This window comes from Dyadobacter beijingensis DSM 21582 (assembly GCF_000382205.1).
In the GTDB taxonomy this organism is placed as follows: domain Bacteria; phylum Bacteroidota; class Bacteroidia; order Cytophagales; family Spirosomataceae; genus Dyadobacter; species Dyadobacter beijingensis.
The window spans coordinates 571,396-582,955 of the sequence record NZ_KB907789.1 but is presented as its reverse complement, the minus strand read 5'-3'; the positions used below and the strand labels follow the sequence as shown (position 1 = coordinate 582,955).

Below are 11,560 nucleotides of genomic sequence, written 5' to 3'. Positions count from 1 at the left end.
TTGAAATGTTCTGGAAACGTATATGCGAAATGTATGCCAGCGTTTACGAGCACCCTAAAACTCAACCAACACACTATATCATGCAACCTATCTCCGACGCAGAGAAAATCTGCATCCTCGCGCTCATGCATACGCCCGGCATCGGCGCGGTAACCATCCGGCAGCTCATCAGCTACTGCGGCAGCGCTACCCAGGTGTTTCAATCCGATTACAGAAAGCTTATCAAAGTACCCGGTATCGGCGACAAGATCGTGAAGGCTGTTTTAGGTAAAAACACATTGGAAATCGCTGAAAAAGAGCTTGTCAACTGCCGTAAGTTCGGCGCGGAGCTGCTTTTTTTTACGGATAATGGCTACCCCTCACGTCTGCGCCCGCTCTACGACGCGCCCATTGCATTGTACGCGAAAGGCAATACGGACTTCAACTGGCCACGCACGGTGGGCATTGTGGGCACCCGCAAAATCAGCGAATACGGCAAGTCGGTAACCGAACAGATCATCCGGGACCTGGTTCCTTACCAGCCGCTCGTGGTGAGCGGGCTGGCTTATGGTGTGGATATCACTGCACACCGGCATTGTCTCAGGAACAACCTCGCCACACTTGGCGTAATGGCGAGCGGCCTCGATGTGATATATCCCGCTGTGCATCAGCGCACGGCATTTGAAATGCAGGAGAACGGAGGGATCGTGACGGAAAATGCATTGGGCACCAAACCCGATTTTATGAGATTTCCGGCCCGGAACCGAATTATTGCGGGGCTGAGTGATGTTACCATCGTAGTGGAATCGGCGCGGACGGGCGGGAGCCTCATCACCGTGGAGTTTGCCCAGAACTATCACCGGGATGTGTTCGCGGTTCCCGGGGCGATCAACGATCCGCAGTCGGAAGGGTGTAACTTCCTGATCCGCGATAATAAGGCGGCGATATTCACTTCGGTAGCCGACCTGGCCGATGCGATGGGATGGGCGCCTGGTATACCGGACGTTACTGCTGCTGCTACCGCTGCGGCAGACCTTCCTCCGATGTCCTTTGAGGGCTTCACGCAGGACGAAGGGCAGGTGCTTTCATTACTGAAACAAAGCGGCGCGATGCAGATCGACGAGCTGGCCTGGCAATCGGGCATTCACCTGAACCGGCTGGCGACGTTGCTGCTGAACCTCGAATTTCAGGGAATGGTGCGCTCGATGCCGGGTAAGAAATATGGGTTGATTTAAATGCATGAATAGAAGTATCATTCAATTAATTAAGGAAGGGGAGGGGCTTACTACCGAGTTCAAAAGAACGGTGGACAGCCCTTTCAAAATTGCCAAAACGATCGTGTCGTTTGCCAACACGTCGGGGGGGAACCTGCTGATCGGCGTGGCGGACCACGGGGCTGTGCTGGGCGTGCAGTCGGAGCTGCGGGAATTGCAGAAGCTGGAAAAAGCGCTCGTGAAGCTGATTGAGCCGGAATTGACAGTGCAGATCAAATCGGAGAACCTGGATAGCAAGCTGGTATTGTGGGTGACGGTCGGCGAAAGCGATAATAAGCCGCACCACGCATTGAACGAGAAGGGCGATCGGATTATCTACATTCGTGTGAAGGACAAAAGTATGCCCATTCCGAGGCTGCTGCTTTACAACGGTACCGATGCTGAAACCGAAAAACTGCTCGCGACCCGCCACGTAAAGACCCTGATCACCTATTTAAAAGAAACTGATTCGGTGACGGCCAAGGTATTTTCCAGGATCATCAATGTATCTGAAAAACGGGCCGAACGAATGCTGCAAGACCTTGCCGAGCGGCAGATTTTGCTTAAAATATCCAAAGGCAAACCCGAAAGTTTCAGCCTGAAATGGACAGAATAAAAAGGGCCGGCAACTGTTTTACCAGTCGCCGGCCCTTTCATTAATTTCAAATATCCCGATTAGCTGATACCTACCAGTTCCAATTCGAAAATCAGGTCCTGACCTGCCAGCGGGTGGTTAGCGTCCAATACCACGTAAGCGTCGGTCACTTCTCTCACCACGACCGGGATCACCTGGCCGCCGTCCTGATGCATATTCAAGGTGCCGCCTACTTCCAAAGGAATGTCGGCAGGGATTTGCGCACGGTCAAACTGGATAATCATTTCATCATTTACCGGGCCGTATGCTTCTGCATTAGGGATATTAATGGTCTTCCTGTCACCGATCGCCATGCCGGTCACACCATCGTCGAATCCTTTGATTACCTGCCCGCTGCCCAGCGTAAAGCTCAAAGGCTCACGTCCTTCGGAAGAATCAAAAAGTTGTCCGTCCGGTAGGGTACCTTTATAATGTACCAGCACTTTGTCACCAGCTTTTGCCTGACTCATAGTTCTATATTTAGATGTTTAAAAAAGCATCCGCGGAAGCTATCCGCGGATGCGTGGAAATGAAAATTAGTATGCCCGCGCAAAAACAACGCGGCCTTTCGAAGGTTTGCCCGAGTAAATGCAGACGCCTTCTTCCGCTTCCTGGTTCAAAGGAATGCAGCGGATCGTCGCTTTGGTTTCTTCCTTGATCTTCTCTTCGGTTTCGGACGTGCCATCCCAATGGGCGAGGATGAACCCGCCTTTGGTATCGAGGATATTGTTGAATTCTTCGAACGAATCGACTTTATAGGTATTCTCCTCGCGGAATGTCAGCGCCTTTTTGTAAATGGATTCCTGAATGTCGTCGAGCAGGTTCCGTACATATTGCGCAATGCCTTCGATTGAAACCGTTTCCTTCGTTTTGGTATCGCGGCGGGCTACTTCCACGGTGCCGTTTTCGAGGTCGCGGCCACCCATCGCGAGCCTGACGGGAACACCTTTCAGTTCATATTCGGCAAATTTGAAGCCCGGTTTCGCAGTGTCACTGCTGTCGTATTTTACGCTGATACCCAGTTGTTTGAGCGCTTTCATGATTTCGCCCACTTTTTCGGAAATCTGAGCCAGCTGCTCGTCGTTGCGGTAAATCGGCACGATCACGACCTGGATAGGCGCCAGTTTCGGAGGCAATACGAGGCCTGCGTCGTCGGAATGGGCCATAATGAGCGCGCCCATCAGACGGGTGCTTACGCCCCAGGAAGTTCCCCAAACGTAATCCAGCTTTCCTTCCTTATCCTGGAATTTCACATCGAATGCAGTCGCGAAGTTCTGGCCCAGGAAGTGGGAAGTACCTGCCTGCAATGCCTTGCCATCCTGCATCATCGCTTCGATGCAGTAAGTATCTTCGGCACCGGCAAACCGTTCGTTAGGCGTTTTTACACCTTTGATCACCGGTACGGCCATCCATTCTTCGGCAAACTGCGCGTATACTTCGAGCATTTGCTTCGTTTCGGCAATGGCTTCCTGAGCGGTGGCGTGCGCGGTGTGACCTTCTTGCCAGAGGAATTCGGCCGTACGCAGGAACAGGCGCGTACGCATTTCCCAGCGCACGACGTTGGCCCATTGGTTAATGAGCAACGGCAGGTCGCGGTACGACTGGATCCAGTTTTTATAAGTACTCCAGATCACCGTTTCCGATGTCGGGCGCACGATCAGTTCTTCTTCGAGCTTTGCTTCCGGGTCGACGATCACGCCTTTGCCGTTCGGGTCGTTTTTGAGGCGGTAATGCGTCACTACGGCGCATTCCTTGGCAAAACCTTCCACATGTGAGGCCTCCTTGCTCAGGTACGATTTCGGGATGAAAAGCGGGAAGTAGGCATTGGTGTGGCCGGTTTCCTTGAACATATCATCCAGCGCGCGCTGCATTTTTTCCCAGATAGAGTATCCGTACGGTTTAATCACCATACAGCCTCTTACCGGCGAGTTTTCGGCCAGGTCGGCGCGTTTCACTAATTCATTGTACCATTCGGAGTAGTTTTCACTTCGGGTTGGCAAGGCTTTACTCATTACTTTGTATTATTTTGGAATTGAAATGGAGTATTACGTTAATCCTGACCTGTTTTTCAAGGGAGTTGCAAAGATAGTTTTTTATGTTAACTTTGGAATTAATGTATAGTTACGGTCGTTTACTTCACAGAGGGAATGCCTTTTTTACCTATATTAGCAACAAACTTTTAATCCTTAAAAGCCATGAGTATGTTCAATAAAGCAAAATATTTGTCTTTGCTGGTGCTGTTGGGAGCTTGGGGATGTACTTCGAATCAATATGCATCACGTTCCGGCGGAAGCAATGACGATCTCTACGGGGGCAGCTCCGGCGGAGGCCTCGTATTGGCCGATCGCGGTGGAGATCAGGAAGTAACCCGCCTGGATAATCCAGATTACGCCTACACCGGCAAGTATTCGGAAGAAGGTACAGCCGATTACTACGATGAAAATTACCTTTCGTCACGCGCTGTCAAACGCCAGGTTTCGACGGATGTCGGCTACAATGCCGGGTTCGTGGACGGCTATAACTCTGCCAGTCTCAACAATCCTTATTATGGCGGCCTCGGTTCTTTCTGGCCGGGCAGCTATGCAGGCCTTGCGCTGAACTTCGGTTACGGCGGTATGAGAATGCGTCCCTATGTCGGTTTCGGCTATGGTTCGATGTTCGGCTATTCGCCCTGGAGCTACGGCAGCATGCTGAGCTGGGGGTATGATCCGTTCGGCTACAATTCGTGGGGATACAATCCATGGGGCTACAACAGCATGTACGGCTGGGGTGGCGGCTACTACGACAGCTTCTACGGAGGTTACGGATATTCGCCCTGGGCTTACAGTCGTCCGGTTATCGTGATCAACAATCCTGAAAGGGGTATTGCAAGAACCTACGGCCCACGCGTGGTGGATGCAGGCGGAAGCCGTAGCAGCAACGAGCGCTACAATTCCAATTTCGTCAATTCTTCGCGTAACCGTTCGTCTTCAGGCGAGCGGGTAGGGCGGGACGGCAACCGGGTGATTTCGGGTGATACCTATTCTTCACCCAGGTCGGCCAGAGGCGCAGGCCGTGGAGAAGCCGTTTCGAACGGACGCGGCAATGCCGACGCTTACAGCTCACGGGGTGTAGGGGATGGCGGTAGCAATACCTACTATTCACGTCCGCGTTCAGCGAATTCGAGCAACTATTCTTCTGACAATGCGAATACCGGCAACAATACCTATTATTCGTCGCCCCGGTCGTCGAGAGGATCGTCTTCTTCTTACAGCGCACCTACTTACAGCGCGCCAACCAGAAGCCAGTCTGATTACAGCACACCGAGCACCAGAAGCTATTCGAGCCCAAGAAGCGAATCATATAGCGCACCGACGCGGACTTACAGCCAGCCGTCGTACAGCGCTCCTTCGAGAAGTTACAGCGCACCTTCCGGTGGCGGAGGTGGCGGCGGCGGTTCAAGCCGTTCTTCAAGAGGTCCAAGATAATTTACGATTGTCCTGAAAAAGAGATAGTCACGCCGAACCCTGCAAAACGTCATAATTTTGCAGGGTTTTCGTTTACATTGTACTGAAACAAGTCCTAACCGCCATGTCGAAACCACTCTCAGGATTAGCGTTCCTCATTTCGCTGCTCACTTCATCGGCCGCATTTGCCCAGTATGCAACCGACGCGCTTCGCTACTCGGAAATCAACCAGACAGGCTCCGCGCGTTTCCAGGCGTTGGGCGGCAACCACGCCTCCATCGGTGGCGATCCAAGTTCCATATTCGGTAACCCGGCCGGGTTGGGTTTTTATACCCGCTCGGAGTTTTCTTTGAGCCCCGCGGTGTCGCTCGCGAACACGAAAGCCGATTACCTGGGCACGACCACCAAAAGCATGAGCGACAACAAATCGCTATTCAACATCCCGCAGGCATCCGTCGTATTCGCCAGCCAGCCGGGTTTCCAGCGCAAATGGAAGCGCTCCGCATTCGGGGTGTCGTTCTCACGCCAGCAATCTTTTCAAAACGGCTATAATTACGGCGGAAGGAACAATAACAGCGCTTATATCGATAACGTGATCGAAGGCGTGAATAACGCCAAAACGTCGGTAAGCGATCTCGAAAAGGATTTCGACAGCGGCGCTGCCGGCGGAGCTGTCGCTTACAGCCTTCCTGCCGCTTATTACCAGATGTACCTCATTAACCCAACGACGTCCGCAGGCCCGCCGTACCGCGCCGTAGACGCGAATAGCGTGGTGGACCAAACGGGTAGTTTCACTTCCAAAGGTGCTGTTTCACAATGGACATTCGCCTATGCCGGTAACCTGAATGATAAGTTCTACCTGGGCGGTAATGTCGGTTTTAGCCGCATCCGGTACGAATATTCATCAACATTCAGCGACGATTATATCGATAGCCCCGAACTTACCTATATCGATCAGTTCGAGGACTTCACCGTCCGGGGAAGCGGCTTCAATTTCTCGTTAGGGGCCATTTACAAGTTCAACCCGATGTTCCAGGTGGGCGGAACGGTGATCAGCCCCACTTTCAGCGCCATTAAGGAGACATTCAGCCAGCGCGTATCCGCCGGGTATATCGATGGCAAAGTGACCGGCCCGGATGGTAACCTGATAACACCGCCGTACACAACGGTCCCCATTGCGCCCAATGATTTCGAATACAGCCTTATCGGTCCGCTGCGGGGTAATGTAGGGGCTACGGTCTTGTTCCAGAACAAAGGTTTCCTCACCGCTACGATCGAATATGTAGGTTACAGCGGGATGCGCGTACGTACGAGCTACCTCAGCAGTGCCGGTAACCAGGATTTCAAGGATAATACCAAGGCGGATATCCAGGACTCGTTCCGAAACGCGGTCAATTTCCGCCTGGGAGGCGAGTTCCGCGCGAATATCTTCCGGGCGCGCCTGGGCGGCGCCTACATTTCCGATCCGTACCTCAGTCAGACGGACGGGATCGACCGCAGCAAAATCCTCGCATCCGCCGGTGTAGGCGTACGTACGGACCGGTTTTTTGTGGATTTGACGGGGACATTTACGACCTACAAGTCGGCCTATACGCCCTACTACCTGAACAATGTGAACGACTATGCTTCGGTAGCGATTAAAAACAAGCCCGTGAACGTGATGGTAACCGGTGGGGTGTTCTTTTAATGTATCAGAACTGGGTTATAATGCAAAAACCTGCGCTGAGCAGGTTTTTGCATTTAGAGCAAGGGGGTAATGACTTCGAGTAAATGTCCGACGTCTATTTCTCCTTTTAATGTAAAATCGGCCTGTGTGTAAAACGGCAACCGGTCGGTAATACGGTTTCGAAGCGTTTCCACGAGCGATGTCGCGCCGGACAGAATGGGGCGGTCGTCTTTGCCGTGGTTTTCAATGCGGCGGGCCAGGTCTTCGGCAGGAACGTCGAGGAAAATACTGACGCCCATTTCACGGATAACCTGCATATTGTCGAAAAAGCAGGGCGTACCGCCGCCGGATGCCAGCACAATGCCTTTTTGCGATGCGGTTTCTTTTAATATCCGGCTTTCTACTTCCCGGAAATAGGGCTCGCCACGCTGCGCGAAAATGGCGGAAATTTCCATTCCCTGGTCTTTCTCGATCAGCTTGTCGAGGTCTACAAACTGGTAATTCAATGCCCGCGCGAGCTTTTTACCGAGCGTGGTTTTGCCGGACGACATCATTCCGACGAGGATTATATTCTTCATGAAATCTTAAAATCGGTCACATTACTTCACGAGCTCCACCACCTCTTCGGCTGCGGGCGTGTCGTTATAATGCCATTTGCCTTTCACCACGCCGTCTTTGAGCAACCAAAGGCCAGGATTTGATCGTGAAATGGTTTTCAAAACCGTGGCATCCACATAATAGTAAGGAGCCGTGAGCTGATGCTCGGACAGGAAATTCTCGATGTCCGCGCTGTTGCCGGAGGTAAGGATAACGGGTTCCACGCCTTTGCCTTTCACGGCATTGATCAGTTTGTTAATATCGGGCAATGCGGCTGTGTTAATGTCCGTGAGGCTTTTGATGATGAGAAACAGCTTCTTGCCCTGGAATGTGCCTTCGGTAAAATCGCCGGCATCGTTCCAGACTTTATAGTCCGTAATTTTCGGTTTGGCATCCTCATTCAGCACGACCATTTCCTTGAATTTCAACGTAGTATCACTCGGGTATTGCTCATATTCGAGCGTTTTGCCGTCTTTTTCAAATATATATTGATAGCGCAGCGGCTCCGAAGGTTTCATCTGCGCAGGAATGCTCGCGCCCACCCTGTAGGGCAGCAAATCCACGATCGGCAGGTGACGCAGGGAATACACGGCGACGCCCAGCGAAGCCAATGTAGAGATCACCACGATGATGCCGGTCGGGTAGGATTTGAACTTCTTCCGGTAATAAACAATCACCAGGATCAGGATCAACAGGAAAATATCCTTGCCGAACGACGTCCACGGCGTAAGCTTGATCGCCGCGCCGAAGCAGCCGCAGTCGGTTACCTTATTGAAATAGGCTGAATAAAATGTCAGGAAGGTGAAGAAGACGATAATCGCCAGCAAAAGCCAGGAAATCGTCCGGGGCTTGTAGGCCACCAGCAATGCAATGCCCAGCACTACTTCCGCCGTACAGAGGAATACCGAAAAATAGAGCGCCAGCGGCACGAGTGCCATGAAGAAGTCATGCCATGCAGGAAGGTCGGCCGCGAAAACCTCGAAATATTCTTCCAGCTTGTACTGCGTCCCGATCGGGTCGTTCAGCTTGATGATTCCGGAGAAAATGAAAAGTAATCCTACTACAACTCGTGAGATCTGGGCAAAGATTTTCATTGCAAACTGGGGGATTGACGCAGCGGTTTGACGTATCTTTTAGTTAGTCTGTAAGGCATTCGATTTGATCAGGCAGAATACCGAATAATTGATAATATCCTGGTAACCTGCTTTAACGCCCTCGGAAACAAGCGTAAGTCCCTGATTGTCTTCAATTTGTTTAATCCTTAGCAGTTTCATGAGAATGATGTCGGTCATGGAGCTCACACGCATGTCGCGCCACGCTTCCCCATAGTCATGGTTTTTATTAAACAACAATTCCTTCACTTCGTTCACCTGGGAATTGTAAAGAATTGTTAACGCTGAATCGTCGATGGATTGGTTTTGCCCGGCCGCCTCGATCTGGATAAGTGCCATCACGCAGTAATTGATAATGCCGATGAACTCGGAAGACACATCCTCATTCACTTTCTGTACGCCCTTGTCCTGGATCGTACGGATGCGTTGCGCTTTGATGAAGATCTGATCGGTGATCGACGGGAGTCGCAGGATGCGCCAGGAAGTACCGTAGTCCTTGTTTTTTTTTGTGAAAAGATCTTGGCAATACTGAATGATTTCCTGATATTCCGATTCTGTGGATTTCACTGTTTCAAATGAGTTAGAGACTTTCAGACGGTAGGAAGAGAATGCTTTGATATTCATTCCATTGCCTGTTTTTGAAAAGAATTTATGTTGCAAGTTAGTAAAAAAACGCTCAATATCCGGGGCACGCTGCTCGATCTGTCGACCCCCGTGGTGATGGGCATTCTCAATATCACACCCGACTCGTTCTACTCGGGGAGCCGGGTCGTTTCAGTGGAGGCCATCGTCGAAAAGGCGGGCCAAATGCTGGCCGAAGGTGCGGGGATGATCGATATCGGCGGGTACTCCACACGCCCCGGCGCACGCGAGGTGAGCGCCGGGGAAGAGGGCGACCGCATCGAGTCGGCCGTGGAGCCATTAGCTAAATTTTTCCCTGACCTCATTATTTCTGTTGATACCTTTCGGGCCGAAGTAGCGGAACGGGGCATTCGCAAAGGCGCACATATTATTAACGATGTTGCCGGCGGAACGCTCGATGAGGCGATGTTCGATACCGTCGCGCGCCTGCGTGTGCCGTACATATTAATGCACATGCGCGGGACGCCGCAAACGATGAACCAGCTCACGCACTACGACCGCCTGGTACCCGATATCCTGCGCGATCTGCGGGAAAAGGCAATAATCCTGCAAGGCAAGGGCGTGGCAGACCTGATCATTGATCCGGGTTTCGGTTTTGCCAAAACCATCGCGCAGAATTTCGAGCTGATGCGCGAACTGCGCCAGTTTCACTTGCTGGGTTACCCGGTGCTGGTCGGCATTTCAAGGAAAACGACGATCTATAAAACCTTGAATATTTCGCCCGAGGAGGCGTTAAATGGTACCACGGTGCTGAATACGCTGGCCCTCGAACGGGGCGCGTCGATCCTTCGGGTACATGACGTGAAACCGGCCGTGGAAGCGGTAAAACTCTGGATGGCCGCCGGTGACTATCCAAATTAAAATAGTAATTTAGTCGCTCATAAATATCACCTTTTCGTATGCGTGTGGGTTTTCTGAACATCAATTGGGCTGATATCCTGGATGTTTTTTTAGTGTCCATTCTTCTTTACCAGGTATATACCCTTGTTCGGGGAAGTATTGCAAGCAGGGTTTTTCTCGGTTATTTGTTTGTTTACGTCTTTTATCTGGTGGTCAAAGGGCTCGGTCTGGGGTTGCTGACCGCCATTCTGCAATACTTTATGGGCGTAGGAGCCGTGGCATTGATCGTGATTTTCCAGCAGGAAATCCGACGGTTTCTGCTCATCATCGGTAAATCGACGATTTACACCAATAATGGTCTTATCAAAAAGATCATCGGCAACTCGATGCAGGATTTCAAGGTAAAAAACCTGAAAGAGGTGATCGATGCGAGCAAGACGATCGCCGCGAATTTTACCGGCGCACTGATCGTGCTTAACAAGCGGGATGATTTAGGTAAATATGTCGAAACCGGCGAAATGCTCGACGCCCGCGTTTCGAAGCCATTGCTGGTATCCCTGTTCAATCAATACAGCGAGCTGCACGACGGCGCGGTGATCATCGTAGACGGGGTGTTGAAAGCGGCGCGCTGTGTACTACCGGTGGCCGACGGCGTGGATGTGCCGTCCTCGTTGGGCTTCCGCCACCGCGCGGCGATGGGTATGAGCGAGGCCACGGATGCGATCGTGATTGTGATTTCGGAGCAGACGGGCAAAATCTCCCTGGCCGTGGAAGGGGAGCTGCACAGCAACATCCCTTACAACGAGCTGGAATCGCGGATCGAGGAGTACCTCGCCTCGGATGTACAGCGAATGCCTAAATAAGTTTGCTTACAGCAAATATATTTTGAAAGTAAATTTGGCGTTTTGGGAAGCAATTTCTATTTTTGCAGACCGAAATGAGAAATAGAAAAATATTCATTACCAATGGCAAATCATAAATCAGCTTTAAAAAGAATCCGCGCTAACGAAACTAAGCGTTTGCGTAATCGTTACCAGCACAAAACTACACGTTCATACATCAAGAAATTGCGTGAAACGACTGATAAGGCAGTAGCTGTTGAAGTTTACAAAACCGTATCTTCAATGTTGGATCGTTTGGCAAAGAAAAATATCATTCACAAGAAAAAAGCTTCTAACCAGAAGTCCAAACTGGCGAAATTCGTTAACGGACTTGCTGTTGCGGCGTAATTTTTTCTACGTGTGACCTTGAAACCCCGGCAAAGGCTTGCCGGGGTTTTTCTTTTTGTTGTATATTGCGCGTTCTGAAAGGAACCTTGCACCGCATTTTTAGCCCTGCAAGGTTCCTTTTGGTGTAAAAGCAAATTGTTCAAACCACCTAAAACTTAAATT

General features: G+C 51.1%; 12 protein-coding genes. 7 read left to right on the top strand and 5 right to left on the bottom strand.

Annotated elements, in window-relative coordinates; all coding sequences use genetic code 11:
- Window positions 1-80 precede the first annotated feature (80 nt).
- Window positions 81-1,214 carry a DNA-processing protein DprA gene (gene dprA, locus H144_RS0120985; RefSeq protein WP_019944078.1) on the top strand — a complete coding sequence of 378 codons (1,134 nt, stop codon included), beginning with the start codon at window positions 81-83 and terminating at the stop codon, window positions 1,212-1,214.
- A 4-nt stretch (window positions 1,215-1,218) separates the two neighbouring features.
- Complete coding sequence (locus H144_RS0120980) at window positions 1,219-1,848, top strand: AlbA family DNA-binding domain-containing protein (protein ID WP_019944077.1); 630 nt, start codon at window positions 1,219-1,221, stop codon at window positions 1,846-1,848.
- Between the two features lie 59 nt (window positions 1,849-1,907).
- Here the strand turns inward: H144_RS0120980 and H144_RS0120975 are convergent, their stop codons facing one another.
- The gene (locus tag H144_RS0120975; protein ID WP_019944076.1) at window positions 1,908-2,336 is read right to left on the bottom strand and encodes an FKBP-type peptidyl-prolyl cis-trans isomerase; all 429 of its coding nucleotides are present in this window, start codon (window positions 2,334-2,336) and stop codon (window positions 1,908-1,910) included.
- 66 nt (window positions 2,337-2,402) lie between these two features.
- The gene (proS, locus tag H144_RS0120970; RefSeq protein ID WP_019944075.1) at window positions 2,403-3,878 is read right to left on the bottom strand and encodes a proline--tRNA ligase; all 1,476 of its coding nucleotides are present in this window, start codon (window positions 3,876-3,878) and stop codon (window positions 2,403-2,405) included.
- Window positions 3,879-4,067: 189 nt separating this feature from the next.
- Between proS and H144_RS0120965 the strand changes: the two genes are divergently transcribed.
- Together H144_RS0120965 and H144_RS0120960 are read left to right on the top strand one after the other, a co-directional pair.
- Window positions 4,068-5,333 (top strand): hypothetical protein, encoded by a 1,266-nt coding sequence (locus H144_RS0120965; RefSeq protein WP_019944074.1) that lies wholly within the window; start codon window positions 4,068-4,070, stop codon window positions 5,331-5,333.
- Between the two features lie 103 nt (window positions 5,334-5,436).
- Complete coding sequence (locus H144_RS0120960; protein ID WP_019944073.1) at window positions 5,437-6,999, top strand: OmpP1/FadL family transporter; 1,563 nt, start codon at window positions 5,437-5,439, stop codon at window positions 6,997-6,999.
- Between the two features lie 53 nt (window positions 7,000-7,052).
- Here the strand turns inward: H144_RS0120960 and H144_RS0120955 are convergent, their stop codons facing one another.
- From H144_RS0120955 to H144_RS0120945, 3 genes are read right to left on the bottom strand one after another with little or no spacing between them, the layout of a single operon-like run.
- The gene (locus H144_RS0120955) at window positions 7,053-7,556 is read right to left on the bottom strand and encodes a shikimate kinase (RefSeq protein ID WP_019944072.1); all 504 of its coding nucleotides are present in this window, start codon (window positions 7,554-7,556) and stop codon (window positions 7,053-7,055) included.
- A 21-nt stretch (window positions 7,557-7,577) separates the two neighbouring features.
- Window positions 7,578-8,669: a BT_3928 family protein gene (locus H144_RS0120950; RefSeq protein ID WP_019944071.1), complete on the bottom strand. Its 1,092-nt coding sequence runs from the start codon at window positions 8,667-8,669 to the stop codon at window positions 7,578-7,580.
- Window positions 8,670-8,708: 39 nt separating this feature from the next.
- Window positions 8,709-9,311 carry a DUF1599 domain-containing protein gene (locus H144_RS0120945; RefSeq protein ID WP_019944070.1) on the bottom strand — a complete coding sequence of 201 codons (603 nt, stop codon included), beginning with the start codon at window positions 9,309-9,311 and terminating at the stop codon, window positions 8,709-8,711.
- Between the two features lie 27 nt (window positions 9,312-9,338).
- Here H144_RS0120945 and folP point away from each other — a divergent pair, with 27 nt between their 5' ends.
- The 3 genes from folP (at window position 9,339) to rpsT (ending at window position 11,398) form a co-directional block, all read left to right on the top strand.
- Window positions 9,339-10,190 carry a dihydropteroate synthase gene (gene folP / locus H144_RS0120940; protein WP_019944069.1) on the top strand — a complete coding sequence of 284 codons (852 nt, stop codon included), beginning with the start codon at window positions 9,339-9,341 and terminating at the stop codon, window positions 10,188-10,190.
- 38 nt (window positions 10,191-10,228) lie between these two features.
- Window positions 10,229-11,032, top strand: coding sequence for a diadenylate cyclase CdaA (gene cdaA, locus H144_RS0120935; RefSeq protein ID WP_019944068.1), 804 nt, complete (start codon window positions 10,229-10,231; stop codon window positions 11,030-11,032).
- A 102-nt stretch (window positions 11,033-11,134) separates the two neighbouring features.
- A complete protein-coding gene (gene rpsT / locus H144_RS0120930; RefSeq protein WP_019944067.1) occupies window positions 11,135-11,398 on the top strand; it encodes a 30S ribosomal protein S20 in 264 nt (87 codons plus the stop codon).
- Window positions 11,399-11,560: the final 162 nt, after the last annotated feature.

Bases quoted from the DNA above. Each gene is read 5' to 3' on its own strand.
- H144_RS0120975 (WP_019944076.1), bottom strand. From the start codon at position 2,336: ATGAGTCAGGCAAAAGCTGGTGACAAAGTGCTGGTACATTATAAAGGT.
- H144_RS0120960 (WP_019944073.1), top strand. From the start codon at position 5,437: ATGTCGAAACCACTCTCAGGATTAGCGTTCCTCATTTCGCTGCTCACT.
- H144_RS0120980 (WP_019944077.1), top strand. From the start codon at position 1,219: ATGAATAGAAGTATCATTCAATTAATTAAGGAAGGGGAGGGGCTTACT.
- H144_RS0120945 (WP_019944070.1), bottom strand. From the start codon at position 9,311: ATGAATATCAAAGCATTCTCTTCCTACCGTCTGAAAGTCTCTAACTCA.
- H144_RS0120965 (WP_019944074.1), top strand. From the start codon at position 4,068: ATGTTCAATAAAGCAAAATATTTGTCTTTGCTGGTGCTGTTGGGAGCT.
- cdaA (WP_019944068.1), top strand. From the start codon at position 10,229: ATGCGTGTGGGTTTTCTGAACATCAATTGGGCTGATATCCTGGATGTT.
- folP (WP_019944069.1), top strand. From the start codon at position 9,339: ATGTTGCAAGTTAGTAAAAAAACGCTCAATATCCGGGGCACGCTGCTC.
- proS (WP_019944075.1), bottom strand. From the start codon at position 3,878: ATGAGTAAAGCCTTGCCAACCCGAAGTGAAAACTACTCCGAATGGTAC.
- H144_RS0120955 (WP_019944072.1), bottom strand. From the start codon at position 7,556: ATGAAGAATATAATCCTCGTCGGAATGATGTCGTCCGGCAAAACCACG.
- H144_RS0120950 (WP_019944071.1), bottom strand. From the start codon at position 8,669: ATGAAAATCTTTGCCCAGATCTCACGAGTTGTAGTAGGATTACTTTTC.
- dprA (WP_019944078.1), top strand. From the start codon at position 81: ATGCAACCTATCTCCGACGCAGAGAAAATCTGCATCCTCGCGCTCATG.
- rpsT (WP_019944067.1), top strand. From the start codon at position 11,135: ATGGCAAATCATAAATCAGCTTTAAAAAGAATCCGCGCTAACGAAACT.